Annotated in this window: 25 protein-coding genes; 11 read left to right on the forward strand and 14 right to left on the reverse strand. The window is 57.1% G+C overall.

Annotated features, from left to right (window positions below):
- On the reverse strand, positions 1-4,461 hold the full coding sequence (gene gltB, locus ACUW6V_RS17810; protein ID WP_454038731.1) for a glutamate synthase large subunit: 4,461 nt from the start codon (positions 4,459-4,461) through the stop codon (positions 1-3).
- A gap of 682 nt (positions 4,462-5,143) precedes the next feature.
- On the opposite strand from gltB, the gene ACUW6V_RS17815 reads away from it, so the two are divergent.
- The 4 genes from ACUW6V_RS17815 (at position 5,144) to mtgA (ending at position 10,142) form a co-directional block, all read left to right on the forward strand.
- On the forward strand, positions 5,144-6,079 hold the full coding sequence (locus ACUW6V_RS17815; RefSeq protein WP_454038732.1) for a TIGR01212 family radical SAM protein: 936 nt from the start codon (positions 5,144-5,146) through the stop codon (positions 6,077-6,079).
- 111 nt (positions 6,080-6,190) lie between these two features.
- Entirely contained in the window at positions 6,191-8,530 is a 2,340-nt protein-coding gene (gene arcB, locus ACUW6V_RS17820) for an aerobic respiration two-component sensor histidine kinase ArcB (RefSeq protein ID WP_007902689.1), read from the forward strand.
- A 236-nt stretch (positions 8,531-8,766) separates the two neighbouring features.
- Positions 8,767-9,420 carry an isoprenoid biosynthesis glyoxalase ElbB gene (gene elbB, locus ACUW6V_RS17825; RefSeq protein WP_454038733.1) on the forward strand — a complete coding sequence of 218 codons (654 nt, stop codon included), beginning with the start codon at positions 8,767-8,769 and terminating at the stop codon, positions 9,418-9,420.
- Positions 9,417-10,142, forward strand: coding sequence for a monofunctional biosynthetic peptidoglycan transglycosylase (gene mtgA / locus ACUW6V_RS17830; RefSeq protein ID WP_004385098.1), 726 nt, complete (start codon positions 9,417-9,419; stop codon positions 10,140-10,142). Before elbB ends, mtgA begins: the two co-directional genes overlap by 4 nt.
- Positions 10,143-10,153: 11 nt before the next feature.
- On the opposite strand, the gene npr is transcribed toward mtgA, so the two are convergent.
- From npr to ACUW6V_RS17885, 11 genes are all read right to left on the reverse strand, one after another.
- Positions 10,154-10,426 (reverse strand): PTS phosphocarrier protein NPr, encoded by a 273-nt coding sequence (gene npr / locus ACUW6V_RS17835; RefSeq protein ID WP_004385097.1) that lies wholly within the window; start codon positions 10,424-10,426, stop codon positions 10,154-10,156.
- Complete coding sequence (gene rapZ / locus ACUW6V_RS17840) at positions 10,423-11,277, reverse strand: RNase adapter RapZ (protein ID WP_004385096.1); 855 nt, start codon at positions 11,275-11,277, stop codon at positions 10,423-10,425. Before rapZ ends, npr begins: the two co-directional genes overlap by 4 nt.
- A gap of 64 nt (positions 11,278-11,341) precedes the next feature.
- A complete protein-coding gene (gene ptsN, locus ACUW6V_RS17845) occupies positions 11,342-11,827 on the reverse strand; it encodes a PTS IIA-like nitrogen regulatory protein PtsN (protein ID WP_004385095.1) in 486 nt (161 codons plus the stop codon).
- A gap of 82 nt (positions 11,828-11,909) precedes the next feature.
- Positions 11,910-12,197 carry a ribosome hibernation promoting factor gene (hpf, locus tag ACUW6V_RS17850; protein ID WP_004385094.1) on the reverse strand — a complete coding sequence of 96 codons (288 nt, stop codon included), beginning with the start codon at positions 12,195-12,197 and terminating at the stop codon, positions 11,910-11,912.
- A gap of 22 nt (positions 12,198-12,219) precedes the next feature.
- Positions 12,220-13,659, reverse strand: a complete 1,440-nt coding sequence (gene rpoN / locus ACUW6V_RS17855; protein WP_004385093.1) for an RNA polymerase factor sigma-54 — start codon at positions 13,657-13,659, stop codon at positions 12,220-12,222.
- A 95-nt stretch (positions 13,660-13,754) separates the two neighbouring features.
- Positions 13,755-14,480: an LPS export ABC transporter ATP-binding protein gene (gene lptB, locus ACUW6V_RS17860; protein ID WP_004385092.1), complete on the reverse strand. Its 726-nt coding sequence runs from the start codon at positions 14,478-14,480 to the stop codon at positions 13,755-13,757.
- 6 nt (positions 14,481-14,486) lie between these two features.
- Entirely contained in the window at positions 14,487-15,044 is a 558-nt protein-coding gene (gene lptA, locus ACUW6V_RS17865; protein ID WP_004385091.1) for a lipopolysaccharide ABC transporter substrate-binding protein LptA, read from the reverse strand.
- Positions 15,013-15,588: an LPS export ABC transporter periplasmic protein LptC gene (gene lptC / locus ACUW6V_RS17870; protein WP_007872827.1), complete on the reverse strand. Its 576-nt coding sequence runs from the start codon at positions 15,586-15,588 to the stop codon at positions 15,013-15,015. Before lptC ends, lptA begins: the two co-directional genes overlap by 32 nt.
- A complete protein-coding gene (gene kdsC / locus ACUW6V_RS17875) occupies positions 15,585-16,151 on the reverse strand; it encodes a 3-deoxy-manno-octulosonate-8-phosphatase KdsC (RefSeq protein ID WP_032988971.1) in 567 nt (188 codons plus the stop codon). Before kdsC ends, lptC begins: the two co-directional genes overlap by 4 nt.
- A gap of 15 nt (positions 16,152-16,166) precedes the next feature.
- Positions 16,167-17,153 (reverse strand): arabinose-5-phosphate isomerase KdsD, encoded by a 987-nt coding sequence (gene kdsD, locus ACUW6V_RS17880; protein ID WP_041460750.1) that lies wholly within the window; start codon positions 17,151-17,153, stop codon positions 16,167-16,169.
- Between the two features lie 14 nt (positions 17,154-17,167).
- Positions 17,168-18,145, reverse strand: a complete 978-nt coding sequence (locus ACUW6V_RS17885; RefSeq protein WP_007888668.1) for a calcium/sodium antiporter — start codon at positions 18,143-18,145, stop codon at positions 17,168-17,170.
- Between the two features lie 233 nt (positions 18,146-18,378).
- Between ACUW6V_RS17885 and mlaF the strand changes: the two genes are divergently transcribed.
- The 7 genes from mlaF (at position 18,379) to murA (ending at position 23,186) form a co-directional block, all read left to right on the forward strand.
- A complete protein-coding gene (mlaF, locus tag ACUW6V_RS17890) occupies positions 18,379-19,194 on the forward strand; it encodes a phospholipid ABC transporter ATP-binding protein MlaF (RefSeq protein WP_007872833.1) in 816 nt (271 codons plus the stop codon).
- Between the two features lie 7 nt (positions 19,195-19,201).
- Positions 19,202-19,984, forward strand: coding sequence for a lipid asymmetry maintenance ABC transporter permease subunit MlaE (gene mlaE, locus ACUW6V_RS17895; RefSeq protein ID WP_004385085.1), 783 nt, complete (start codon positions 19,202-19,204; stop codon positions 19,982-19,984).
- Positions 19,985-19,987: 3 nt separating this feature from the next.
- A complete protein-coding gene (mlaD, locus tag ACUW6V_RS17900; RefSeq protein ID WP_454038734.1) occupies positions 19,988-20,539 on the forward strand; it encodes an outer membrane lipid asymmetry maintenance protein MlaD in 552 nt (183 codons plus the stop codon).
- Between the two features lie 15 nt (positions 20,540-20,554).
- Positions 20,555-21,190 carry a phospholipid-binding protein MlaC gene (gene mlaC, locus ACUW6V_RS17905; RefSeq protein ID WP_004385083.1) on the forward strand — a complete coding sequence of 212 codons (636 nt, stop codon included), beginning with the start codon at positions 20,555-20,557 and terminating at the stop codon, positions 21,188-21,190.
- Positions 21,190-21,492: a lipid asymmetry maintenance protein MlaB gene (gene mlaB, locus ACUW6V_RS17910; protein WP_004385082.1), complete on the forward strand. Its 303-nt coding sequence runs from the start codon at positions 21,190-21,192 to the stop codon at positions 21,490-21,492. The genes mlaC and mlaB overlap by 1 nt, the downstream gene beginning before the upstream one ends.
- 124 nt (positions 21,493-21,616) lie before the next feature.
- On the forward strand, positions 21,617-21,874 hold the full coding sequence (ibaG, locus tag ACUW6V_RS17915) for a BolA family iron metabolism protein IbaG (protein ID WP_004385081.1): 258 nt from the start codon (positions 21,617-21,619) through the stop codon (positions 21,872-21,874).
- A 52-nt stretch (positions 21,875-21,926) separates the two neighbouring features.
- On the forward strand, positions 21,927-23,186 hold the full coding sequence (murA, locus tag ACUW6V_RS17920) for a UDP-N-acetylglucosamine 1-carboxyvinyltransferase (RefSeq protein ID WP_004385080.1): 1,260 nt from the start codon (positions 21,927-21,929) through the stop codon (positions 23,184-23,186).
- Positions 23,187-23,299: 113 nt separating this feature from the next.
- Here the strand turns inward: murA and sfsB are convergent, their stop codons facing one another.
- Both sfsB and ispB read right to left on the reverse strand, forming a co-directional pair.
- Positions 23,300-23,563, reverse strand: coding sequence for a DNA-binding transcriptional regulator SfsB (gene sfsB / locus ACUW6V_RS17925; protein ID WP_004385079.1), 264 nt, complete (start codon positions 23,561-23,563; stop codon positions 23,300-23,302).
- Positions 23,564-23,867: 304 nt separating this feature from the next.
- The gene (gene ispB, locus ACUW6V_RS17930; RefSeq protein ID WP_319738454.1) at positions 23,868-24,839 is read right to left on the reverse strand and encodes an octaprenyl diphosphate synthase; all 972 of its coding nucleotides are present in this window, start codon (positions 24,837-24,839) and stop codon (positions 23,868-23,870) included.
- Positions 24,840-25,050: the final 211 nt, after the last annotated feature.

The raw sequence follows: 25,050 nt of genomic DNA on the forward strand, positions 1-25,050 counted from the left end.
TTACTGCGCCTGCACCCGCAGCTCGGCTGCGGAACGACTACGGTGACCCAACAATGCTTTTACATCACTGGACTTCGGTTTAACCAGCGCGAATTTGGCTGAGAACGCCGGCCAGTTCGCCAGGATCTCTTCGCCTCGGTGTGAACCGGTCTGTTGAACATGCTCGGTGATAAGCCCGCGCAGGTGTTCTTCGTGAATCGCTAACTCGTCGACATTCAGCACTTCCACCAGCTCCGGGTTCACGCGTTTGCGGAACTCGCCGTCTTCATCGAGCACGTAAGCGAAACCGCCCGTCATGCCCGCGCCGAAGTTCACGCCGGTTTTGCCGAGAATACAGACGATGCCGCCAGTCATATATTCACAGCCGTTATCACCGATGCCTTCCACAACGGTAATCGCGCCGGAGTTACGCACCGCGAAACGCTCGCCCGCGCGGCCTGCGGCGTAGAGACGGCCGCCCGTCGCGCCATACAGGCAGGTGTTGCCGATAATGCTCGCTTCATAGCTCTTGAATGACGACCCTACCGGCGGACGAATCGCCAGCAAGCCGCCCGCCATGCCTTTGCCGACATAGTCGTTGGCATCGCCAGTCAGGTGCAGCTCCACGCCGCCTGCGTTCCAGACGCCGAAGCTCTGTCCGGCAGTCCCGGTGAAGTACGCTTTGATGGGATCGGAAGCCAGCCCCTGATCGCCGTGCGACTGCGCAATGTAGCCCGACAGCAGCGCCCCAACGGAGCGGTCGGTGTTGCGGATATCAAACCAGAACGTTTTGCTCTGGCGGCTGTCGACATACGGTTTCGCCTGGGCCAGCAGCTGCGCGTTCAGGTCGCCTTTATCGAACGGCGGGTTGCTTTCGGTGCAGTAGACCGCTTTGCCAGGATGCGGCTCGGCGGTTTCCAGCAGTTTCGCCAGATCCAGTTTTTGCTGCTTCGCCGTAAAGCCTTCCAGCTCTTTCAGAAGATCCGTGCGGCCAATCAGATCCACCAGACGCGTCACGCCCAGTTGGGCCATGATTTCACGCGTTTCACGGGCGATAAACTCAAAGTAGTTGGTCACTTTGAACGGCAGGCCGTGGTAGTGGTTTTTACGCAGTTTGTCATCCTGGGTCGCCACGCCGGTGGCGCAGTTGTTCAGGTGGCAAATACGCAGATATTTACAGCCCAGCGCCACCATCGGGCCGGTGCCGAAGCCGAAGCTTTCCGCGCCAAGAATGGCCGCTTTGATGATATCAAGGCCGGTTTTCAGGCCGCCGTCTACCTGCAGGCGAATCTTATGGCGCAGACCGTTGGCGACCAGCGCCTGCTGCGTTTCCACCAGACCCAGCTCCCACGGGCAGCCCGCGTATTTCACGGAGGAGAGGGGGCTTGCGCCCGTGCCGCCGTCGTAGCCTGCGATGGTAATGAGATCCGCATAGGCTTTCGCCACGCCGGTGGCGATGGTGCCCACGCCCGGCTCAGACACCAGCTTCACGGAGATCATCGCCTTCGGGTTGACCTGTTTTAAGTCGAAAATCAGCTGCGCCAGATCTTCAATCGAGTAGATATCGTGGTGCGGCGGCGGGGAGATCAGCGTCACGCCCGGCACTGAATAACGCAGACGCGCGATGTACGGGGTGACTTTATCGCCAGGCAGCTGGCCGCCTTCACCCGGTTTCGCGCCCTGCGCCACTTTAATCTGAATCACATCGGCGTTGACCAGATACGCGGGCGTCACGCCGAAGCGGCCGGAGGCCACCTGCTTAATGCGCGAGACTTTATTGGTGCCGTAACGCGCCGGATCTTCGCCGCCTTCGCCGGAGTTCGAGAAACCGCCGAGGCTGTTCATCGCCTCCGCCAGCGACTCATGCGCTTCCGGGCTCAGCGCGCCGATAGACATCGCCGCGGTATCAAAACGTTTGAACAATTCGCTTGCCGGTTCGACATCTTCCACGCGCACCGCGTCCGCCTGCGGGTTCAGCGCCAGCAGATCGCGCAGCGTCGCCGCCGGACGTTCGTTAACCAGCTTCGCGTATTGCTGATAGTCGCTGTAGTCGCCGCTCTGTACCGCCTGCTGGAGGGTGCGCACCACATCCGGGTTGTAGGCGTGGTATTCGCCACCGTGAACATATTTCAGCAATCCGCCCTGCACGAGCGGTTTGCGCGCAAGCCAGGCGCGCTTCGACAGGTTCAGTAGATCCTGTTCGAAATCGGCGAAGCCCGCGCCGCCGATGCGGCTGACCACGCCCTGGAAGCAGAGCTCGGAGACGTCGCGGTGCAGGCCGACAGCTTCAAATAGTTTGGAGCAGCGGTAAGAGGCGATGGTCGAGATGCCCATTTTGGACATGATCTTGTAAAGCCCTTTGTTGATGCCGTTGCGGTAGTTCAGCATCACGCTGCGGTAATCTTTTTCGATAGCGCCGGTATCCACCAGTTTCGCCAGCGTTTCGTAGGCGAGATACGGATAGATAGCGGTGGCGCCGAAGCCCAGCAGCACGGCGAAGTGGTGCGGATCGCGGGCGCTGGCGGTTTCCACAATAATATTGGCGTCGCAGCGCAGGCTCTGTTCCACCAGCCGCGTCTGGATAGCGCCGACGGCCATCGGTGCCGGTACCGGCAGACGATCTTTGGCAATGTTGCGATCCGAGAGCACCAGCAGCACGGTGCCGTTGCGCACCATCTGTTCGGCTTTATCGCACAGCGCTTTAACGGTCTCTTCCAGCGTCGCCTGCGCAGGCGAGAAGGTGATGTCGAGCGTATCGGCGCGGTAGTGCTCTTCTTCAAGCGTGGTGAGCTGTTTAAAGTCGGAGTAGAGCAGAATCGGCGACTTAAAGCTCAGGCGGTGCGCCTGGCCTTCAGCTTCACAGAAGACGTTCATCTCGCGGCCGATGCTTGTCGCAAGCGACATCACGTGCGCTTCACGCAGCGGATCGATAGGCGGGTTAGTCACCTGGGCGAACTGCTGGCGGAAGTAGTCATAAATAATGCGCGGCTGGCTGGAGAGCACGGCGAATGGCGTATCGTCGCCCATCGAGCCTACCGCTTCCTGGCCGTTTTCACCCAGCACGCGGATAACGGAATCCTGCTCTTCATTGCTGTAGAAGAACTGCTTCTGGTAGCTTTCGAGCAGGGCGTCGTCCATTTCACGGGTACCGACCTGATCGTCAGGCAAATCTTCAAACGGCACCAGACGGCGAACGTTTTTCTCCATCCACTCTTTGTACGGATGGCGGCTCTTCAGATCGTTGTCGGTTTCCGCCGAGTGCAGAATGCGCCCGCCGCGGGTGTCGATAACCATCAGCTCGCCTGGCCCTACGCGGCCTTTTTCCACGACTTCATCCGGCTGGTAATCCCAGATACCCACTTCGGAGGCGCAGGTGATGAGCTTATCTTTCGTGATGACGTAGCGCGCCGGGCGCAGGCCGTTACGGTCAAGGTTACAGGCCGCGAAACGACCGTCTGACATCACGATGCCCGCCGGGCCGTCCCACGGCTCCATATGCATAGAGTTGAAGTCAAAGAATGCGCGCAACTCCGGGTCCATATCCGGGTTGTTCTGCCAGGCCGGCGGCACCAGCAGACGCATGGCGCGCACGATATCCATCCCGCCTGCCAGCAGCAGCTCAAGCATGTTATCCATGGAGCTGGAGTCAGAGCCTGTTTCGTTAACAAACGGCGCGGCGTCGTGCAGATCGGGGATCAGCGGCGTCTGGAATTTATAGGTACGCGCACGGGCCCACTGGCGGTTGCCGGTAATGGTGTTGATTTCACCGTTGTGCGCCAGATAGCGGAACGGCTGCGCCAGCGGCCAGCGCGGTACGGTGTTGGTGGAGAAACGCTGGTGGAACAGGCAGATGGCCGACTCCAGACGCAGATCCGCCAGGTCCAGGTAGAAGCGCGGCAGATCTGCCGGCATACACAGGCCTTTATAAATGTTCACCAGGTTTGAGAGGCTACAGACGTAGAACTCTTTATCGTCAACCAGACGTTTTTCAATACGGCGACGCGCGATAAACAGGCGGCGTTCCATATCACGCGGACGCCAGCCTGCCGGGGCGTTCACAAAAATCTGTTCGATGCGCGGCATCGAGGAGAGCGCGATTTCACCCAATACGCCTTCGTTGGTCGGCACCACGCGCCAGCCCACGATAGACAGGGTTTCCCGCTGCAGCTCTTCTTCAACGATGCGACGCGCGGCGCTGGCTTTTTCAGGATCCTGATTCAGGAACAGCATGCCAACGGCGTAATTTTTGGCTAAGCGCCAGCCATGCTCTTCGGCGACCATGCGGAAAAAGCGATCCGGCTTTTGCAGCAGCAGGCCGCAGCCGTCACCGGTTTTACCATCCGCGAGGATAGCGCCGCGGTGCTGCATACGGGCCAGCGCGTGGATCGCGGTACGCACAACCTTGTGGCTAGGTTCGCCTTCTATGTGGGCGATCAGGCCGAAACCACAGTTATCTCTCTCAAGAGATTTATCGTACAACATATCAGTGAACCTCCCCAGGCTCTGCGGGATTCCCTCCTGAACCGATGGCGCGCGGGCGCAAAAAGGGTGTGGCGACAGGGTATGGCGTTAAACGCACACCTTGCGTGTCGCCCTCCTGATATCCTTTTTCATCGGTACATCGTCGTTGAGGACTTACTTAAGAGGGAATCTCATTTACTGCATAAATATGATGGGCAGAACGCCCATCGAGAAAGCTTCCAGCGAATTTCCAACTTATCGGGAATCCGCACACAGGTCAAATGTCATTCTTATTTATTCAAAAGTGTGCTAAAGCGCAACCATTCCATTGATAAATAAGAACTTTTAACCTTTTTTACATTAGGTTTTCCGGGTAATAAGCCCCGGCGATGTGTGATCTGACTCACTATAAGAAAGCGGCTGGAAGTGGATACCGCACTGTTATTGGGTTTTAAAGCAGCATGATCTGTTGTGAAGCGCCTGCAAGCCGCATAAACGCTCTGTTTTTTGCGCTCCGTCATATTCCTTAAATAATCGGCACGATCATAAGGAAAAGTAATTAGTGTACTGGTGACTAAAACGCCGTTTATGGTGAATGATTATTCATCAGGTAAAGGCAGGGCGGGGCGCTTGATCCAGGTCATCGCCGTAAAGAAGTAAAAATGGCAGGCTGTCGCCCTTTCGCCGGGCGGCTTTTCAGATTATGCAGTTACAAAAATTAGTCAATATGTTTGGCGGCGACCTGACGCGTCGCTACGGTCAGAAAGTTCATAAGCTGTCATTGCATGGCGGCTTCAGTTGCCCGAACCGCGACGGCACGCTGGGGCGCGGCGGCTGCACTTTTTGTAATGTCGCGTCCTTCGCCGATGAAACCCAGCAGCATCTCTCCATTCAACAACAGCTGACGCAGCAGGCCGCCCGCGTCGACCGCGCCCGCCGTTATCTTGCCTATTTTCAGGCTTACACCAGCACTTTTGCGGAAGTGAACGTTTTACGCGCCATGTACCAGCAGGCGATAAGCCAGGCGGATATGGTCGGGCTGTGTGTGGGCACGCGCCCGGATTGCGTGCCGGAGAGCGTGCTGGATCTGCTCGCCGGCTACCATGAGCAAGGCTATGAAGTCTGGCTGGAGCTGGGGCTGCAAAGCGCGAAGGATAAAACTCTGCACCGGATTAACCGCGGGCACGATTTCGCCTGTTACCAGGAGACGACGCGTCGGGCGCGGGCGCGCGGGCTTCGGGTGTGCACACATCTTATTGTCGGGCTGCCGGGTGAAACCCGTAGCGACGCGCTGCTCTCGCTTGAGCGCGTGGTGGAAATCGGTGTGGATGGCATTAAGCTGCATCCGCTGCATATCGTCGAGGGCAGCATTATGGCGAAAGCCTGGCGAGCCGGGCGGCTTAGCGGCATTGCGCTGGATGAGTATACCGTCACGGCGGGTGAGATGATCCGCCATACGCCGCCGGATATCATCTACCATCGCATTTCCGCCAGCGCCCGCCGTCCGACCTTACTTGCGCCGCTGTGGTGCGAGAACCGCTGGACCGGCATGGTCGAGATTGACCGCTATCTCAACCAGCACGGCGCGCAGGGCTCGGCGCTCGGTCGCCCCTGGCGCGGCGCGCCTGACCCCCTCTAAACGCTGTTTTTTCCGTCACTCGCCTGCTCACCCCGCACTTTTTTGCCTGAGTTTCCGCCAGAGGGGCGGATTTAGGTATTATTGAACGGAATATCAGTACAGGAATCCTTTATGAAACAGATCCGCATGCTGGCGCAGTACTACGTCGATTTACTGGTAAAGCTTGGCCTGGTGCGTTTTTCGCTGCTGCTGGCCCTTGCGCTGGTCGTGCTGGCGATGGCGGTGCAAATGGCCGTGACAATGGTGCTGCACGGTCAGGTCGAAAGCATTGACGTCATCCGCTCGATTTTCTTTGGTCTGTTGATCACGCCCTGGGCGGTCTACTTTCTGTCGGTGGTGGTCGAGCAGCTTGAGGAGTCGCGCCAGCGGCTTTCAAAGCTGGTGGATAAGCTCGAAGAGATGCGCGAGCGCGATCTCAAGCTCAACGTGAAGCTTAAAGACAACATCGCCCAGCTTAATCAGGAAATCGCCGACCGTGAAAAAGCGGAAGCCGAGCGCCAGAATATGCTGGAGCAGCTAAAAGTGGAGATGAAAGAGCGTGAGGTCACGCAAATTCAGCTGGAGCAGCAATCCTCTTTTCTGCGCTCGTTCCTCGACGCCTCGCCGGATCTGGTGTTCTACCGTAATGAAGATAAAGAATTTTCGGGCTGCAACCGGGCAATGGAATTGCTTACCGGTAAAAGCGAAAAACAGCTGATTGGTCTGAAACCCCACGAGGTGTATGCGCCGGAAGCGGCGGAAAAAGTGCTGGAGACCGATGAAAAAGTCTTCCGCCATAATGTGTCGCTGACTTACGAGCAGTGGCTCGACTACCCGGATGGCCGCAAAGCGTGTTTTGAGATCCGCAAAGTGCCGTATTACGACCGCGTGGGTAAACGCCACGGGCTGATGGGTTTCGGGCGCGATATTACCGAGCGTAAGCGCTATCAGGACGCGCTGGAGCGCGCCAGCCGCGATAAGACGACCTTTATCTCTACCATCAGCCATGAGCTGCGCACGCCGCTGAACGGCATTGTGGGCTTGAGCCGCATTCTGCTGGATACCGAACTCAGCGCAGAGCAGGAAAAATACCTCAAGACCATTCACGTTTCCGCCGTGACGCTTGGCAATATCTTCAACGATATTATCGACATGGATAAAATTGAGCGCCGTAAAGTGCAGCTTGATAACCAGCCCGTCGATTTCACCAGCTTCCTGGCAGACCTGGAAAACCTCTCCGGCCTGCAGGCGCAGCAGAAAGGGCTGCGCTTCGTGATGGAGCCGGTGCGTCCGGTGCCGCATAAAGTGCTGACCGACGGCACGCGCCTGCGGCAGATCCTCTGGAACCTTATCAGCAACGCGGTGAAATTTACCCAACAGGGCCAGGTGACGGTGCGCGTCAGCTATAACGAAAACGAGCAGCTACGCTTTGAAGTGGAAGATTCCGGCATCGGTATTCCGCAGGAGGAGCAGGACAAGATTTTCGCCATGTATTACCAGGTGAAAGACAGCCAGGGCGGCAAACCGGCGACGGGCACAGGGATTGGGCTTGCGGTGTCGCGCCGTCTCGCGAAAAGCATGGGCGGCGATATTACGGTATCCAGCAAACCGGGGCAGGGCTCGACGTTCGTTCTGACGGTGCAGGCACCGCGCGTGGCGGAAGAAGTGGAAGATACGCTCAACGACGACGAGATGCCGCTGCCAGCGCTGCATGTGTTGCTGGTGGAAGATATTGAGCTCAACGTTATCGTGGCAACGTCGGTGCTGGAAAAACTCGGTTGCAGCGTCGAGGTGGCCATGACCGGCAAAGCGGCGCTGGAGATGTTCAGCCCCGGCGAGTTTGATCTGGTGCTGCTGGATATCCAGTTGCCGGACATGACCGGGCTTGATATCTCTCGCGAACTGAACCGCCGTTATACCCGCGACGCGCTGCCGCCGCTGGTGGCGCTGACCGCCAACGTACTCAAAGATAAAAAAGAGTATCTGGAAGCGGGGATGGACGACGTGCTGAGCAAACCGCTGGCGGTGCCGGCGCTGACCGCGACCATCAAAAAATTCTGGGATACGCAAGCTGACGATGAGGAGCAAGACGTGACGACACGCGATGACGGCAAGCAGCAGGCGCTGCTCGATCTCCCGATGCTGGAACAGTATCTGGAGCTGGTTGGCCCTAAACTCATCACCGACGGTCTGGCAATGTTTGAAAAAATGATGCCGGGCTACCTGAGCGTGCTGGAATCTAACCTCACCGCGCGCGATCAAAAAGGCATTGTCGAAGAGGGCCATAAAATCAAAGGCGCTGCCGGTGCGGTCGGGCTGCGTCATTTGCAGCAGCTGGCGCAAAAAATCCAGTCGCCCGATCTGCCAGCGTGGTGGGATAACGTTGGGGAATGGATTGAAGAGCTGAAGCAGGAGTGGCAACACGACGTCGGTGCGCTGAAAGCGTGGGTTGCCGGCGCCGGAAAAAAATGACCCCGGCTAAACCGGGGTGCGCGAATACTGCGCCAACACCAGGGAAATCGTGGCCTCGCCATTGATTAATGATGTTGATCTTTTTAACTACGTGGCGCGGCCTGAGTGATCAAGGCGCTCGTACATAAGATAGCAAATCTTAAATGATTTGTTATGTGAATCAGTAAAATGTGTGAAGCATAACGTTTAAATAACATTTTACTCCAGGTTTCAACGGCTTAACGTAAGGATAAATCATGAAAAAAATCGGAGTGGTTTTAAGCGGTTGTGGCGTTTATGACGGTTCAGAAATTCATGAGGCGGTGATAACCCTGCTGGCGCTGGCCCGTAATGGCGTGCAGGCTGTCTGCTTTGCGCCTGATAAACCACAAGCGGACGTGATTAATCACGTCACGGGCGAACCGACCGGCGAGACGCGTAATGTGCTCGTTGAGGCGGCCCGTATCGCCCGCGGCAAGATAACGCCGCTGGAACAGGCACGCGCGGAAGAACTCGATGCGCTGGTGGTGCCAGGTGGCTTCGGTGCCGCCAAAAACCTGTGCGATTTCGCCACGCGTGGCAGCGAATGTTCGGTTGATCCGGCGCTTCTGGCGCTGGCACGTGCGATGCACGAAGCCGGTAAACCGCTCGGGTTTATCTGTATCGCGCCCGCGATGCTGCCGAAAATTATCGCCGCGCCTTTGCGACTGACCATCGGCACCGATATCGATACTGCCGAACTGGTGGAAGAGATGGGTGGCGAACATGTGCCGTGCCCGGTGGACGATATTGTGGTCGACGAAGATAACAAAGTGCTGACCACGCCCGCTTATATGCTGGCGGAAAGCATCGACGAAGCGGCGGCAGGCATTGAGAAGCTGGTGGCGCGCCTGGTGGCGATGTGCGAATGAGTAAAGCGCGCGGCTCGCTGTTTGTGCGTCTGCGTCGGCTGGCGCTGCGCGCCATTCTGGCGGTGCTCGGCGTCTGGATTGCGGGCATTCTGCTGTTCAGCGTGATGCCGGTGCCGTTTTCAGCGGTTATGGTCGAGCGGCAGTTCTCCGCGTGGTTGAGCGGCGATTTTGGCTACGTGGCGCACTCCGACTGGGTGAGCATGGATGAGATTTCGCCCTGGATGGGGCTTGCGGTGATCGCGGCGGAAGATCAGACCTTCCCGGAGCACTGGGGCTTTGACGTGGCGGCGATTCAGAAAGCCGTCGCGCATAATGAAAACAGCCGCCGCATCCGCGGGGCGTCCACGCTGTCGCAGCAAACGGCTAAAAACCTGTTTTTATGGGACGGACGCAGCTGGGTGCGAAAAGGGCTGGAGGCGGGCTTAACGCTCGGCATTGAAACCGTCTGGAGTAAACGCCGCATTCTGACGGTCTATCTGAATATCGCGGAGTTCGGCGACGGCGTGTTTGGCGTGGAAGAGGCGTCACAGCGCTATTTCAATAAGCCCGCCAGCCGCCTGTCGGCATCCGAAGCGGCGCTGCTGGCGGCGGTGCTGCCTAACCCGCTGCGCTATAAGGCGAGTGCGCCGTCAGGCTACGTGCGTGCGCGCCAGCAGTGGATTTTGCGCCAGATGCGCCAGCTCGGTGGTGAAGGGTTTATGGCGCAGCATAAGCTGCGCTGAGGGCAGGGCAGTCAGTCTTCGTCAAAGCCTGCGTTAAACAGCGCGATGACGGCCGCCAGCGCTTCTTTTTCCTGCGGGCCGGTGGCTTCAATTTCAATATGCCCGCCCTGGGCGGAATCCAGCATCAGTAGCGCGATAACGCTGCTGGCTTCCGCTTCCGTGCCCGCTTCATTACGCAATAACACTTCCGCGTCAAAGCTCTGCACCAGTTCAAACAACTTCATGGCCGGGCGGGCGTGCATCCCGAGCCTGTTGGTGATTTCAACGGTCTGTTTTACGGTCATGATTTGCGTTTTTCCAGCGTGCGATGGCGGGACTGAACGTTCTTGCCGCGCGAGCGGAAGTAATCCGCCAGCTGTTCGGCGATATAAACAGAGCGGTGTTTACCGCCGGTGCAGCCAATCGCGACGGTGAGATAGCTGCGGTTGTTGGTTTCCAGCATCGGCAGCCAGAGTTCCAGGTAGCTGCGGGTCTGGTAGATGAAATTATGCACTTCGGTATGGCGGTCGAGAAACGCCGCGACGGGCTTATCGAGGCCGGTCATTGGACGCAGTTTCGGGTCCCAGTGCGGGTTCGGCAGGAAACGGACGTCGAAAACGTAATCGGCGTCGATAGGAATGCCGTGTTTAAAGCCGAACGATTCAAACACCATCGTGAGTTCGCGCTCGCGCTTGCCAAGAAGGCGCGTACGCAACATCTCCGCCAGCTCATGCACCGACATTTCCGAGGTATCGACGATCAGATCCGCACGCGAGCGCAGCGGCTCCAGCAGATCGTTCTCTTCATCGATGGCGCTTTCCAGCGAGAGATTTTTGCTGGAGAGCGGATGCAAACGACGCGTATCGCTGTAGCGGCGGATAAGCGTGTTGCGATCGGCGTCGAGGAACAGCAGTTGCGGAGAGAACGCGTCCGGCAGGTTGTTCATCGCCTGCTCAAACACCTCCGGGGATTCCGGCATATTGCGAACATCAATGCTCACCGCGGCGGATATCTGCCTTTCCGAAAGCGTGCGCGCCAGTTCAGGCAGCAGCACGACAGGCAGGTTATCGACGCAGTAGAACCCCATATCTTCCAGTGCACGCAGGGCGACCGATTTCCCTGACCCTGAACGTCCACTGACGATCATCAGAACCATCTGCTGTTTCTCCACACTTCAGACCGGGTAACCGGCGCCTCCTGGATTGTGCCTGTCGGCACGGTCATTCATTCTCTTCACTGGTTTCAGTGATTATCTGGTAGAGCTCTTCATCGCTTTGCGCGGCGCGCAGACGGCGACAAATCGTTTTGTCCGCCAGCCGCTTCGCCACCAGAGAGAGCGTATGCAGATGCGTTTTGGTTTGATCCGCCGGCACCAGCAGCGCAAAAAGTAAATCGACGGGCTGGTTATCAATGGCGTCGAAAGGGATAGGCGTTTCGAGCTGGACGAAAACGCCAACGGCACGCAGCGTATCTTCTTCGAGCTTGCCGTGCGGGATGGCGATGCCATTGCCGATGCCGGTACTGCCCATCCGCTCACGCGTGAGGATCGCTTCAAAAACGACCTGCGGCGGCAGGCTGAGCTGCTTTGCCGCCAGCTCGCTGATAATTTCCAGGGCGCGCTTTTTGCTCTGGCAGTGTACGCCGCTGCGAGTGCATTCCTGGTTTAATACATTGCTCAATGGCAGAGCCGAATCATTATTCATCATAATTTCACCTAAGCGTTTTCTGGTGCGACGGCTCGCCGCACGGGCCACGAGCCGCCGATGTCCCAGCGAAACGCCCGGACAATTAATGTTGTTTCAGTTTATCTTTGTGTTTAGTGAGCTGCCGCGCCAGTTTATCAATCAAACCGTCAATGGCGGCGTACATATCCTGCCCTTCCGAACTGGCATGCAGCTCCCCGCCGTTCACATGCAGGGTGGCGTCGGCGACCTGCGTCACCTTTTCCACCTTCAGCACAATATAGACCTGATTAATCCTTTCGAAATACTGCTCCAGCTTGGCGAACTTGGTGTTAACGAATTCGCGCAACGCTTCAGTGATTTCGACGTTTTGTCCTGTGATGTTGAGCTGCATAGTGTCTTCCTTATCGGTTGGGTCAGACCAGCTGTTTGCGCTGGTTTGACGGCGGTATGGATAAAGATTCTCGATACTTCGCAACGGTACGGCGGGCCACCATGATCCCCTGTTCTGACAGCATAGACGTTAACTTGCTGTCGCTTAAGGGTTTCGCGGGGTTCTCCGCTGCAATCAACTTTTTCACCAGCGCGCGGATAGCCGTGGAAGAGGCTTCGCCGCCGCCCTCGGTGTTCACGTGGCTTGAGAAAAAATACTTTAATTCAAAGATGCCGCGCGGGCTGTGCAGATATTTTTGCGTGGTGACGCGGGAGATGGTCGATTCATGCATCTCGACCGCCTGCGCGATATCCGCCAGCACCATCGGCTTCATATACTCTTCGCCCTGCTCAAAGAACGCCTGTTGCTGTTCGACGATACAGCGGCTGACGCGCAACAGCGTGTCGTTACGACTCTCCAGGCTTTTGATAAGCCATTTGGCTTCCTGGAGGTTGCTGCGGATGAACTGGCTGTCGGATTCATTGCGCGCGCTGCCGGACATGGCGGCGTACTGCTGATTGATTTTAAGCCGGGGAATGCTGTCGGCGTTAAGCTCGACCGTCCAGCGGCCGTTATGCTTGCGCACCAGCACATCGGGAATAACATATTCCGGCTCGCCGGTCTGGATCGACTGACCGGGGCGCGGATCGAGCGACTGGATAAGATTAACGGCTTCTTTGAGCACATCTTCTTTAAGGCGCGTAACGCGCATCAGGCTGCGGAAATCATGGTTGGCCAGCAGGTCGAGGTGATCGCTGACTATCTGGCGCGCCTGGGCAAGAAAAGGCGTTTCGGCGCTGAACTGCGAGAGCTGGATCAACAGGCAGTCGCGCAGATCCCGGGCGGCGACGCCGACCGGATCGAAACGCTGAACGCGCTTAAGCACGGCTTCGATTTCTTCAAGGCCGATATCGCCATCGCTGTCGCCCATGCCGTCGAGAATATCCTGCACCGTCACGGTGAGATAGCCGGTGTCATCCACCGCGTCGACGATCGCCGTGGCGATGGCGCGATCGGTATCGGAAAACGGCGTCAGCTCCACCTGCCACATCAGGTAATCCTGCAGGCTTTGGGTGGTTTCGCCCTGATAAACGGGCAGTTCGTCGTCGATATAGTCGGTGCCGGTGCCTGAAGGCGTACCCGCGGTGTAGATTTCGTCCCAGCTGGCGTCAAGCGGCAGCTCGTCTGGCATCTCTTTTTGCTCCAGCGCTTCGGCGGTGTCCAGCCCTTCGCTGTCCTGCGTTTCCTGAGTGGCAATTTCGTCGTGAATGTCGGTTTGTTCAAGCAGGGGGTTACTCTCCAGCGCCTGTTGCAGCTCCTGCTGAAGCTCCAGCGTGGACAATTGCAACAAGCGGATGGCCTGCTGCAACTGCGGCGTCATGGCGAGCTGTTGGCTAAGCCTTAGTTGCAAACCTTGCTTCATATTCAGAGCAAAAATCCTCAGGTGTAAACGTCAAAAAGACCTGTGCAGCAGGGCGCACCGGGTCGCGCGCCGTTTCTGCCTGTTGCCCTACCCTATCAGAGTCTGAACTCTTCCCCAAGGTATACGCGTTTAACCTGTTCGTCCTGCAGGATTTCATCAGGCGTGCCGTGGGCGATAAGGTGGCCCTGGCTGACGATGTAGGCGCGTTCGCAGACGGCCAGCGTTTCACGCACGTTGTGGTCGGTAATCAGCACGCCGAGGCCGCTGTCGCGCAGATGCTCAATAATGCGTTTGATGTCGATAACCGAAATCGGGTCGACACCGGCGAACGGCTCATCCAGCAGGATAAACTTCGGGTTCGCCGCGAGCGCGCGGGCGATCTCCACACGGCGACGTTCACCGCCGGAGAGCGACTGGCCGAGGCTATCGCGCAGATGGTCGATGTGAAACTCTTCCATCAGCTCTTTGGCGCGATCTTCACGCTGCTCGGTGCTGAGATCGTCGCGAATCTGCAGGACCGCCATCAGGTTGTCATAGACGCTCAGGCGGCGGAATATTGACGCCTCCTGCGGCAGATAGCCGATACCGCGACGCGCGCGGGCGTGCAGCGGCAAGAGACTGATATTTTCATCATCAATGATGATGTCGCCCGCGTCGCGCGGCACGATGCCCACCACCATATAGAATGTCGTGGTTTTACCCGCGCCGTTCGGGCCAAGCAGGCCGACAATCTCGCCTGAATTCACCGTCAGGCTGACATCTTCCACTACGCGGCGGCCTTTGTAGGCTTTCGCCAGGTGTTTCGCAATGAGTGTTGCCATAAGGGTTTAGTTACTCTTGTTCTGGGCGGGCGCCTGAGAGGTGCCGTCTTTATTTTGCAGCTGCGACGGCACCAGTACGGTGGTCACGCGTTTGCCTTTCTCGCTGAACGCCTGCATTTTCTGCTCTTTCACGAGATAAGTGATTTTGTCGCCTTTGATATTGCTGTCGAGCTGCTCAAGATAGGCGTTGCCGGTCAGCACCACAAAGTCGTTTTGCAGCTCATAGTGCATTTTGGCGGCGTGGCCTTTCACCGGCTTGCCGTTGTCCTGCATCTGATAGAACGTGGCCGGATTGCCATAGCCGTCAATCACTTCTTTACCTTTCTCGCCGCCAGGACGCGTCACGACAACTTTATCGGCGTTGATTTTGATCGAACCCTGCGTCACCACGACGTTGCCGGTAAACGTGACCACGTTACCCTGCATGTCCAGCGACTGCTGGTCAGATTCAATGTGAATAGGCTGTTCGGTATCGCCTGTCAGCGCGAACGCCGGAAAGCCTGCCGCCAGCAGCGTACTGGTCAGTACGAGATTAAGGCTGAGTTTGTTTATTCTGGATTTCATAGGAGGTTCTAACCTTTTCAATCAGCTCGGCATTTTTGCTGCGAAGGTTCCCGCGCATTTTCAGGCCGCTGGAATTAAAGCTGGTGCCGTAAAGAGTAACAAGCGTATCAGAGGTAACGTCCTGGGTGACCAGGTTGATCTCCGCCTTGTCGGTCGTAATTTTGCGTAACTGTGAATCGGGCGTCAGCGCGTTCACTTCCACATGACCGGTCAGATAGAGCATCCTGTCATTGGTCAGTTTGGCACGATCCGCCTTGACCGACCAGGTCGGCACTTTATTGGTATCGAAGGTCGTCATCACCGGCTGCGTAAACCAGGAGACGCCGTCGTCAGAAAAATATTCGACATGCTGTGCGACCAGGCGGTAGTTGAGCGCGCCTTCCGGGCTATAGACCAGCGTATTCGACTGTTCGCTCTGGTATGTTGGTTCGTTGCTGTTTACCGTCGTCGGGCCGCTTTCATCCTGATCGGCCAGATTAATGCCAATCAGCACCAGCGCGGCCAGCGCCAGCAGGATAATGACCCAGCGTCTGGTCTTACTCATATGGATTGCCCTATGGCCTCATCTAGTTTGCCCTGCGCCAGCAGCAGAAGATCACACACTTCGCGCACCGCGCCGCGCCCGCCAGCAATACGCGTGACGTAATCGGCTTTCGGCGTGAGCAGCGGATGCGCATCCGCTACCGCGACGCTCAGCCCGACCTGTGCCATGACGGGCCAGTCAATTAAATCATCGCCCACATAGGCGACATTTTCTGGAGAAAGCGCCAGTTTTTCGAGCAGTTGACGGTAAGCGATGAGCTTATCGGACTGCCCCTGGTAAAGATGCGTAATGCCGAGCGTCTCGCAGCGGTCTTCCAGCAGCTTCGCTTTACGACCGGTGATAATCGCGACCTCAATGCCGGACGTCAGCGCGCAGCGAATGCCGTAGCCGTCGCGCACGTTGAAGGCTTTCAGCTCTTCGCCGCTGTTGCCCATGTAAATCAGGCCGTCAGACATTACGCCGTCGACATCCAGAATCAGCAGGCGGATTTGCGCCGCCCGCTCAATGACCTGCGCGCTCACCGGCCCGTAGCAGGTAGAGAGGGCGCCATCAGGGTTACTCATTAAACCTTTCCTTTGTTACACCACGCCTGCGCGCAGCAAATCATGCATATGTATCACACCGCGCAACTGGTCGCCATCAGCCACCATGACGGAAGTAATATGACGCGACTGCATCAGGTTAAGCGCATCGACCGCGAGCGTGCCCGGACGCACCCGAATGCCGCCTGGCGTCATCACGTCGACAATCTTCATCTGATGCAGATCGCCGCCCATATCAAAGACGCGGCGTAAGTCGCCATCGGTAAAGACGCCTTCGATTTTCATCAGGTCATCACAAATGACCGTCATGCCAAGGTTTTTGCGGGTGATTTCCAGAAGCGCGTCGCGCAGAGAGGCCTCTTTGCTGACGTGCGGAATTTCATCGCCCGTGTGCATGATATCGTTAACGCGCAGCAGCAGCTTGCGCCCGAGCGCGCCGCCTGGGTGCGAGAGCGCGAAATCTTCAGCGGTAAAGCCGCGCGCTTTCAGCAGCGCGACGGCGAGCGCGTCGCCCATTACCAGCGTTGCGGTCGTGCTGGACGTCGGCGCAAGACCGAGCGGGCAGGCTTCGTGCGGGACTTTCACGCACAGGTGGATGTCCGCGGCTTTCGCCATGGCGCTCTCCGGACGGCCTGTCATACAGATAAGCTGTACCTGCAGACGTTTGAGCACCGGGATCAGCGCCAGAATTTCGTTGGACTCACCGGAATTGGAAATCGCTATCACGATATCCTGCGCGCTCACCATGCCTAAATCACCGTGGCTCGCCTCGGCCGGATGCACAAAGAATGACGGTGTGCCGGTGCTGGCGAGCGTGGCCGCCATTTTTTTACCGATGTGTCCTGACTTGCCCATGCCCATCACGACCACTTTGCCGCGGCAGTAGAACATGCTTTCGCAGGCGCGGGCAAAGTCGGCGTTAATGTATTGATCCAGCTGTTCCAGGCCTGCGCGCTCAATAGTCAGGACCTCTTTCCCGGCCTGTTCAAAGTCAAACCCTGGCGGTAAATCTAGTTGCGACATAATGCGATTCCGATTCATCCAACGAGACGCGGCGACGCCCAGAACAGCATCACCATCCAAACGATAAACCCACATAATAATCCGGCGCCGGTTTTTTTACCGAGATACCGCTCAGGACGCCAGCACAGCATCACGAAAATCACGCTGACTAGCAGCATGACGCCGTAATCGCGCGTAAACGCCAGCGGATCGAAATGACCGGGCGCGAGCAGCGCGGGCAGGCCAGGGACGATAGCCAGATTGTAAACATTCGATCCGATAATATTGCCGATGGCGATATCGTCTTCGCCTTTACGCGCGCCCGCGATGGCGGTCGCCAGTTCCGGCAGGCTGGTGCCGATAGCGATGGCGGTCAGGCCGACGGTCAGCTCGCTGATGGCGAAACCCTGAGCCAGTACGGTCGCGTTATCCACCACCATGCGCGTGGCCATCGGCATAATGATAAGCGCCACGGCAAGCCAGAGAAACGCGACCGAGCGTCCACCTTCGCGCGGCAATTCGGCAAGCTGCTCGCGCGTCAGGCTGTCGTTACCCTGACGCTCAGCACGGCGAGCCAGGCGGATGATAAACCATAAATAGGCGGCGGCGATAAGTAACAGCCAGATACCTTCAGCACGGGTGAGCATGCCATCCCACAGCACCAGACCCGCCAGGGCGCTCACCAGCAACATGGCGGAGAGCTCACGACGCAGCATGGAAGAGTGCACCGCCAGCGGACGCAGCAGCGCCGTTAAACCGGCTATCAGCAGAATATTGGTGATATTCGACCCTATCGCCGTACCGACGGCGAGGCTGGTTTCGCCATGCAGCGCGGCGGCGACAGAAACCATGATTTCAGGCAGAGAGGTACCGATACCGACGACGGTAATGCCAATCAGGAGCGGCGGCACGCCCAGACTGCGGCAGAGTAGCGAGGCGGCGAAAACCAGACGATCGGCGCTATAGACCACCAATAGCAAACCAATAATCAACAGCGCCGTAGCTAAAAGCATGCAAAGTCCTTTCTTCAGGTATAATCGCCGGTCCACTGTGCCTGAGTTGCTGGCCGCGCATACAGATCGTTTATGAACGAAGTAAATTCTTAATTTTGACCAGATGCGGGCCAAAAGTAAAACAAATGCCAGCTTTCGCTAACCTCATATGGGGATATTCTGTAAAAATAGCCCTTTTGCGGTGTCGGCTGGCGCCATTATGAACAACTCTGCGAACCATAAAGGATGCGTTGATGAGCCAGATCGGTGAGACATTGATTGACGTGCGTGGCGTGAGCTTTACGCGCGGCAACCGATCTATTTTTGACAATATCTCGCTTACCGTTCCGCGCGGTAAGGTAACGGCCATTATGGGGCCGTCAGGGATCGGTAAAACCACGCTGCTGCGCCTGATTGGCGGGCAGATTGCGCCTGATCGCGGGGAAATTCTGTTCGACGGCGAAAATATTCCCGCCATGTCCCGCTCGCGGCTTTATGAAGTGCGCAAGCGCATGAGCATGCTGTTTCAGTCCGGTGCGCTGTTTACCGATCTGAATGTGTTTGAAAACGTCGCCTATCCGCTGCGCGAACATACCCGTCTGCCGGAACCGCTGTTGCGCAGCACCGTCATGATGAAGCTTGAAGCCGTGGGGTTAAGAGGGGCCGCGAAACTGATGCCTTCCGAACTCTCTGGCGGTATGGCACGCCGGGCGGCGCTGGCGCGCGCGATTGCGCTGGAGCCGGATCTTATTATGTTCGACGAGCCGTTCGTCGGGCAGGATCCTATCACCATGGGCGTGCTGGTAAAGCTGATTTCCGAGCTGAACAGTGCGCTCGGCGTCACCTGTGTGGTGGTGTCGCATGATGTGCCGGAAGTATTAAGCATCGCGGATTACGCGTATATCGTCGCTGACAAACGGATTGTCGCGCAGGGCAGCGCCCAGGCGCTGCAAGAGAATACCGATCCGCGCGTGCGCCAGTTCCTTGACGGCATCGCCGACGGGCCGGTGCCTTTCCGCTATCCCGCCGGGGATTATCACCACGATCTGATTTCGCCAACAGGGAGTTAGTCTGCTCATGCTGTTAAATTTACTGGCGTCGATGGGGCAACGCGGGCTTAAATTCAGCGCCTCCTTCGGCCGCGCCGGGCTGATGCTATTCAACGCCATCATCGGCAAGCCGGAGTTTCGCAAACACGGCCCGCTGCTGGTGCGCCAGCTCTATAACGTGGGCGTCCTGTCGATGATTATCATCATCGTCTCGGGGCTGTTTATCGGTATGGTGCTGGGCCTGCAGGGGTATCTGGTGCTGACCACCTACAGCGCGGAAACGAGTCTCGGCATGCTGGTGGCGCTGTCGCTGCTGCGCGAGCTGGGACCGGTTGTCGCCGCGCTACTGTTCGCAGGCCGCGCCGGTTCGGCGTTGACCGCGGAAATTGGGCTGATGAAAGCGACCGAGCAGCTTTCCAGCATGGAGATGATGGCGGTCGACCCGCTGCGCCGCGTGATTTCGCCGCGCTTCTGGGCGGGCGTTATCTCGCTGCCGCTGCTGACGGTAATTTTCGTGGCGGTGGGCGTCTGGGGCGGTTCTCTCGTCGGCGTAAACTGGAAAGGCATTGATGCCGGGTTTTTCTGGTCCGCCATGCAGGACGCCGTCGACTGGCGTATGGATCTGATTAACTGTTTGATTAAAAGCGTGGTGTTTGCCATCACGGTGACCTGGATTGCGCTCTTTAACGGTTACGACGCGATCCCGACGTCGGCCGGGATCAGCCGGGCAACTACACGTACCGTTGTGCACGCTTCACTGGCCGTGCTTGGCCTTGATTTTGTGCTTACCGCATTGATGTTTGGGAACTAACGCATGCAAACGAAGAAATTTGAGATTTGGGTTGGCGCTTTCATGCTGGTGGCGCTGCTGGCCGCGCTGTTCATTTGTCTGAAAGTGGCGGATGTCACTTCGCTGCGGGCTGAACCGACATACCGGCTTTACGCCACCTTTGATAATATCGGCGGCCTGAAACCGCACTCGCCGGTGCGCATTGGCGGCGTGGTGATTGGCCGCGTTTCTGACATTACGCTGGATCCGAAAACCTACCTGCCGCGCGTCGCGATGGATATCGAACAGCGCTACGATCATATTCCGGATACCAGCTCGCTGGCGATTCGGACTTCCGGCCTGCTGGGGGAGCAATATCTGGCGCTGAGCGTTGGTTTTGAAGATCCTGAGCTGGGAACCACTATCCTTAAAGATGGCGGCACCATTCAGGACACGAAATCTGCCATGGTGCTTGAAGATCTGATTGGCCAGTTCCTCTATAAGAGCAACAGCGGCGACAACCAGAAAGAGGGCGGCGAGCAGGGCTCTGCTGCCCAACCGGATAACGTGACGCCGCCTGCCGGCGCGACGAACTAATCAGGAGAAACGGATATGTTTAAACGTCTTTTAATGGTCGCCATGCTGGTGATTGCGCCGCTTGCTACGGCTACCGCGGCGGATCAATCCAACCCGTATAAGCTGATGAACGAGGCGGCAAAGAAAACGTTTGATCGCCTGAAAAACGAACAGCCGCAAATCCGTCAGAACCCGAACCACCTGCGCGATATCGTCGATCAGGAACTGCTGCCGTATGTTCAGGTGAAATACGCGGGCGCGCTGGTGCTGGGCCGCTATTACAAAGAAGCGACGCCTGCGCAGCGTGAAGCCTATTTCGCCGCGTTTCGCGAATACCTGAAACAGGCATACGGTCAGGCGCTGGCGATGTATCACGGCCAGACTTATCAGATTGCGCCGGAGCAGCCGCTGGGCGACGCCAATATCATTCCGATTCGCGTTACCATCGTCGACCCGAACGGCCGTCCGCCGGTACGTCTGGATTTCCAGTGGCGTAAAAACAGCCAGACCGGTAACTGGCAGGCGTATGACATGATCGCGGAAGGCGTGAGCATGATTACGACCAAGCAGAACGAGTGGAGCGACCTGCTGCGCCAGAAAGGCATCGACGGCCTGACCGAACAGCTGAAATCTATCGCTCGTCAGCCGATTACGCTGGATCAGAAACAGTAATGTCCGCGGAACTGCACTGGGAGCGCCAGGAAGCGCAGTTGCGCTTAAACGGCACGCTGGATCGCGAAACGCTGACGCCGCTGTGGGAACAACGGCAGTCCATCACGGACGGATTGCAGCGAATCGATCTCAGCGGTCTTGAGCGTGTCGACACCGCCGGGCTGGCGCTGCTGGTGCATCTGGTCGCGCTGACGCAGGCGGGTGGACGCGGCGTGACGCTTGAAGGAATGAGCGAGAATCTGACCACGCTTGCAAAACTTTATAACCTGCCTGAAAACCTTCTGCCGATCACGACAGACTAATATTTTCAGCACGTTACTGATGAAGCCCCGTCCATGTCTCTGACGGGGCTTTTTTGCTTGTTTAAGACAGCGCCACTTTGCTCTAAGATGTTGGGCTGTTTTCACTGAATAATGAATAAAGCCCATGGAAAATCATGAAATTCAGACGGTGCTGATGAACGCACTGCCTCTCCAGGAAGTCCACGTCTCCTCCGGCGATGGCAGCCACTTTCAGGTCATTGCTGTGGGTGAGCTGTTTGGCGAGATGAGCCGCGTGAAGAAACAGCAGGCGGTCTATGGCCCGCTGATGGAGTTCATCGCCGATAACCGCATTCATGCGGTCTCCATCAAGACGTTTACGCCCCAGGAATGGGAGCGCGAGCGCAAACTCAACGGTTTTTGAGCTGTGGGCGTCGCGCCGACAGCAATTGATTGAATAACAGAGAACAGTTCTGATGGATAAATTCCGTGTGCAGGGGCCAGGCCGCCTTTCTGGCGAAGTGACGATCTCGGGCGCGAAAAACGCGGCCCTGCCGATCCTTTTCGCCGCCCTGCTGGCTGAAGAGCCTGTAGAAATTCAAAACGTACCGAAGCTTAAAGATATTGACACCACCATGAAGCTGCTGAGCCAGCTCGGGACCAAAGTGGAGCGTAACGGCTCCGTCTGGATCGATGCAAGCCAGGTCAATATCTTCTGCGCGCCGTATGAACTGGTGAAAACCATGCGCGCCTCCATCTGGGCGCTGGGCCCGCTGGTGGCGCGTTTCGGTCAGGGCCAGGTGTCGCTGCCGGGTGGCTGCGCTATCGGCGCGCGTCCGGTCGATTTACACATTACCGGTCTCGAGCAACTGGGTGCCGAAATTAAACTGGAAGAGGGCTACGTTAAAGCCTCTGTGCAGGGCCGCCTGAAAGGCGCGCATATCGTGATGGATAAAGTGAGCGTTGGTGCGACCGTGACTATCATGTCTGCCGCGACGCTTGCTGAAGGCACCACGGTTATTGAGAACGCCGCGCGCGAGCCGGAAATTGTCGATACCGCGAATTTCCTCAACACCCTCGGTGCGAAAATCACCGGTCAGGGCACCGATAAAATCACCATTGAAGGCGTCGAGCGTCTCGGTGGCGGCGTTTACCGCGTTCTGCCGGACCGTATCGAGACCGGGACATTCCTGGTCGCCGCTGCGATCTCCGGCGGTAAAGTGATGTGCCGCAACACGCGTCCTGACACGCTGGATGCCGTACTGGCGAAACTGCGCGAAGCGGGCGCGGATATCGAAACCGGCGAAGACTGGATTAGCCTTGATATGCACGGCAAACGCCCGAAAGCGGTGAACGTGCGTACCGCGCCGCATCCGGCTTTCCCGACCGATATGCAGGCGCAGTTCACACTGCTGAACCTGGTGGCCGAAGGCACCGGCGTTATCACTGAAACCATTTTTGAAAACCGCTTTATGCACGTGCCGGAGCTTATCCGTATGGGCGCGCATGCGGAAATCGAAAGCAATACCGTTATCTGCCACGGCGTTGAGAAACTTTCCGGCGCGCAGGTAATGGCGACTGACCTGCGCGCATCCGCAAGCCTGGTACTGGCGGGCTGCATTGCGGAAGGCACAACGGTTGTGGATCGCATTTATCACATCGATCGCGGCTATGAAGGCATTGAAGATAAGCTGCGTGCGCTGGGCGCTAACATTGAGCGTATAAAAGGCGAATAAGCTCTTTTCGCTATTACAGGGCTTGTAGTAAGCCTGTCGGGATACGCTGATACTCAGCCGTTCCCGGCAGGCTTTTTTTATGGGCTGGAAGTGAAGTTCCGCAGCAGGTGCTGTCAGCGATGACGAATCAGTTGCGAACGATCGATGAATTCGTGCGTGATCGGATCGTGGTAGCGTGATGGCCAGATGATCCACGGCTCTGTACCCAACGCCTCGGCAATAATCTTTTCGCCTCTCGGCCACGGGCGCGTCAGCGCGTTGGCAAGTGTTGAAGAACTCAGGCCCGCTTTACGGGACTCCGCCGCCAGCGATGACCCTTTTTTGCGTAACGCGGCGACAATATCGGCGGGATGCCAGTCAATAAACTTACGTTCCATGATTTCTCCCTGTTATGGCAGTAAAACCCCCCTGTACAGCTCCGTTTGGAACTGATTGATCATTTATAACACAAAATTTTCTAAAAGGTTCCAGTTACTTTTGATTGTATTCAGAAGTGTGCTTCTGACCACAAAGGCAATGTAAGAGCTGTAATCAAGGCGTTGCAAAACGATCCGTGTTCGATCCGTAAAGAACGCCACAGGTGAAAGGGATGAGAAAAACGTTATCCGGAACTTTACTGACAACGTTTTTGGAAATGTGCTGAACGGGAAATTTTCCGCGCCAATGGGCGCGGAAAAAGGATTAATGGTCGCGCTGTACCGACATATGTGCCAGCGCAATCAGGGCATCGCGCCATGGGGAAGGGGAGAGAATCTCAAGTGCAGCGATAGCTTTATCCGCTTCTTCTTCGGCGCGCGCGCGCGTCCACTCCAGCGATCCGCAGGCTGCCATCGTTTCCAGCACCGGATCCAGCAGGTGACGCCCGTTGCCTTGTTCGATCGCCTCGCGGATCATCTGCGCCTGGGCAGGCGTGCCGTTATGCATCGCATGCAACAGCGGAAGCGTCGGTTTGCCTTCGTTGAGATCGTCTCCGACATTTTTACCAAGGCGCTCGCCATCAGCGCTGTAATCGAGAAGATCGTCGATGAGCTGGAACGCGGTGCCGAGGTAGCGACCGTAATCCTGCAACGCGCGCTCCTGCGCTTCGTTGGCACCCGCCAGGATGCCGGAACATTGCGCCGCCGCCTCAAAGAGCCGCGCGGTTTTGCTGTAAATCACGCGCATGTAGCTTTCTTCGGTAATGTCGGGATCGTTCACGTTCATCAGCTGAAGCACTTCGCCTTCCGCAATCACGTTGACCGCCTCGGACATCACCTCAAGCACTTTGAGCGACCCGAGGCTTGTCATCATCTGAAACGCGCGGGTGTAAATAAAATCTCCCACCAGAACGCTGGCGGCGTTGCCGAAGGCGGCATTCGCCGTCGCTTTGCCGCGACGCATGTCAGATTCATCCACGACATCGTCATGCAAAAGCGTAGCGGTGTGGATAAATTCAATGAGCGCAGCGATGGTGACATGCGCTTTCCCCTCATAACCCAGCGCACGCGCAGCGAGCACCGCGATCATCGGGCGAATGCGTTTACCACCGCCACTGACAATGTAATAGCCCAGCTGATTGATAAGCTGTACGTCGGAATTGAGCTGTTCAAGGATGGTCGCGTTGACACCGGCCATATCTTGCGCGGTTAACTCATTAATTTTTTCTAAATTCATCGCAAAAGTCTGGCTATCGTCCTGTTTACCACAGTCTGTAAGGGAGAAGGTAAGGATAGTGGATTCTAAATGTAGTACAGATTGTACCGGAAAAACGCGGCAGATAAACGCCGCCGTCACGGTTGTGTTTTTTTTCCGCACCGAACAACAAACGGGCTTGTCAAAGCGTCCCGATTTGCGTAATATTCGCGCCCTATTGTGAATATTTATA

This window comes from Cronobacter sp. 153480017-3 (assembly GCF_053627815.1).

What these genes read in the sequence shown, in the direction of transcription:
- lptA (WP_004385091.1), bottom strand. Translation starts at nt 15,044, where the DNA reads ATGAAATCCAGAATAAACAAACTCAGCCTTAATCTCGTACTGACCAGT.
- mlaF (WP_007872833.1), top strand. Translation starts at nt 18,379, where the DNA reads ATGAGCCAGATCGGTGAGACATTGATTGACGTGCGTGGCGTGAGCTTT.
- rpoN (WP_004385093.1), bottom strand. Translation starts at nt 13,659, where the DNA reads ATGAAGCAAGGTTTGCAACTAAGGCTTAGCCAACAGCTCGCCATGACG.
- murA (WP_004385080.1), top strand. Translation starts at nt 21,927, where the DNA reads ATGGATAAATTCCGTGTGCAGGGGCCAGGCCGCCTTTCTGGCGAAGTG.
- mtgA (WP_004385098.1), top strand. Translation starts at nt 9,417, where the DNA reads ATGAGTAAAGCGCGCGGCTCGCTGTTTGTGCGTCTGCGTCGGCTGGCG.
- ACUW6V_RS17815 (WP_454038732.1), top strand. Translation starts at nt 5,144, where the DNA reads ATGCAGTTACAAAAATTAGTCAATATGTTTGGCGGCGACCTGACGCGT.
- arcB (WP_007902689.1), top strand. Translation starts at nt 6,191, where the DNA reads ATGAAACAGATCCGCATGCTGGCGCAGTACTACGTCGATTTACTGGTA.
- elbB (WP_454038733.1), top strand. Translation starts at nt 8,767, where the DNA reads ATGAAAAAAATCGGAGTGGTTTTAAGCGGTTGTGGCGTTTATGACGGT.
- ACUW6V_RS17885 (WP_007888668.1), bottom strand. Translation starts at nt 18,145, where the DNA reads ATGCTTTTAGCTACGGCGCTGTTGATTATTGGTTTGCTATTGGTGGTC.
- lptC (WP_007872827.1), bottom strand. Translation starts at nt 15,588, where the DNA reads ATGAGTAAGACCAGACGCTGGGTCATTATCCTGCTGGCGCTGGCCGCG.
- ispB (WP_319738454.1), bottom strand. Translation starts at nt 24,839, where the DNA reads ATGAATTTAGAAAAAATTAATGAGTTAACCGCGCAAGATATGGCCGGT.
- ibaG (WP_004385081.1), top strand. Translation starts at nt 21,617, where the DNA reads ATGGAAAATCATGAAATTCAGACGGTGCTGATGAACGCACTGCCTCTC.
- rapZ (WP_004385096.1), bottom strand. Translation starts at nt 11,277, where the DNA reads ATGGTTCTGATGATCGTCAGTGGACGTTCAGGGTCAGGGAAATCGGTC.
- kdsC (WP_032988971.1), bottom strand. Translation starts at nt 16,151, where the DNA reads ATGAGTAACCCTGATGGCGCCCTCTCTACCTGCTACGGGCCGGTGAGC.
- ptsN (WP_004385095.1), bottom strand. Translation starts at nt 11,827, where the DNA reads ATGATGAATAATGATTCGGCTCTGCCATTGAGCAATGTATTAAACCAG.
- mlaC (WP_004385083.1), top strand. Translation starts at nt 20,555, where the DNA reads ATGTTTAAACGTCTTTTAATGGTCGCCATGCTGGTGATTGCGCCGCTT.
- mlaD (WP_454038734.1), top strand. Translation starts at nt 19,988, where the DNA reads ATGCAAACGAAGAAATTTGAGATTTGGGTTGGCGCTTTCATGCTGGTG.
- gltB (WP_454038731.1), bottom strand. Translation starts at nt 4,461, where the DNA reads ATGTTGTACGATAAATCTCTTGAGAGAGATAACTGTGGTTTCGGCCTG.
- kdsD (WP_041460750.1), bottom strand. Translation starts at nt 17,153, where the DNA reads ATGTCGCAACTAGATTTACCGCCAGGGTTTGACTTTGAACAGGCCGGG.
- lptB (WP_004385092.1), bottom strand. Translation starts at nt 14,480, where the DNA reads ATGGCAACACTCATTGCGAAACACCTGGCGAAAGCCTACAAAGGCCGC.
- mlaB (WP_004385082.1), top strand. Translation starts at nt 21,190, where the DNA reads ATGTCCGCGGAACTGCACTGGGAGCGCCAGGAAGCGCAGTTGCGCTTA.
- mlaE (WP_004385085.1), top strand. Translation starts at nt 19,202, where the DNA reads ATGCTGTTAAATTTACTGGCGTCGATGGGGCAACGCGGGCTTAAATTC.
- sfsB (WP_004385079.1), bottom strand. Translation starts at nt 23,563, where the DNA reads ATGGAACGTAAGTTTATTGACTGGCATCCCGCCGATATTGTCGCCGCG.
- npr (WP_004385097.1), bottom strand. Translation starts at nt 10,426, where the DNA reads ATGACCGTAAAACAGACCGTTGAAATCACCAACAGGCTCGGGATGCAC.
- hpf (WP_004385094.1), bottom strand. Translation starts at nt 12,197, where the DNA reads ATGCAGCTCAACATCACAGGACAAAACGTCGAAATCACTGAAGCGTTG.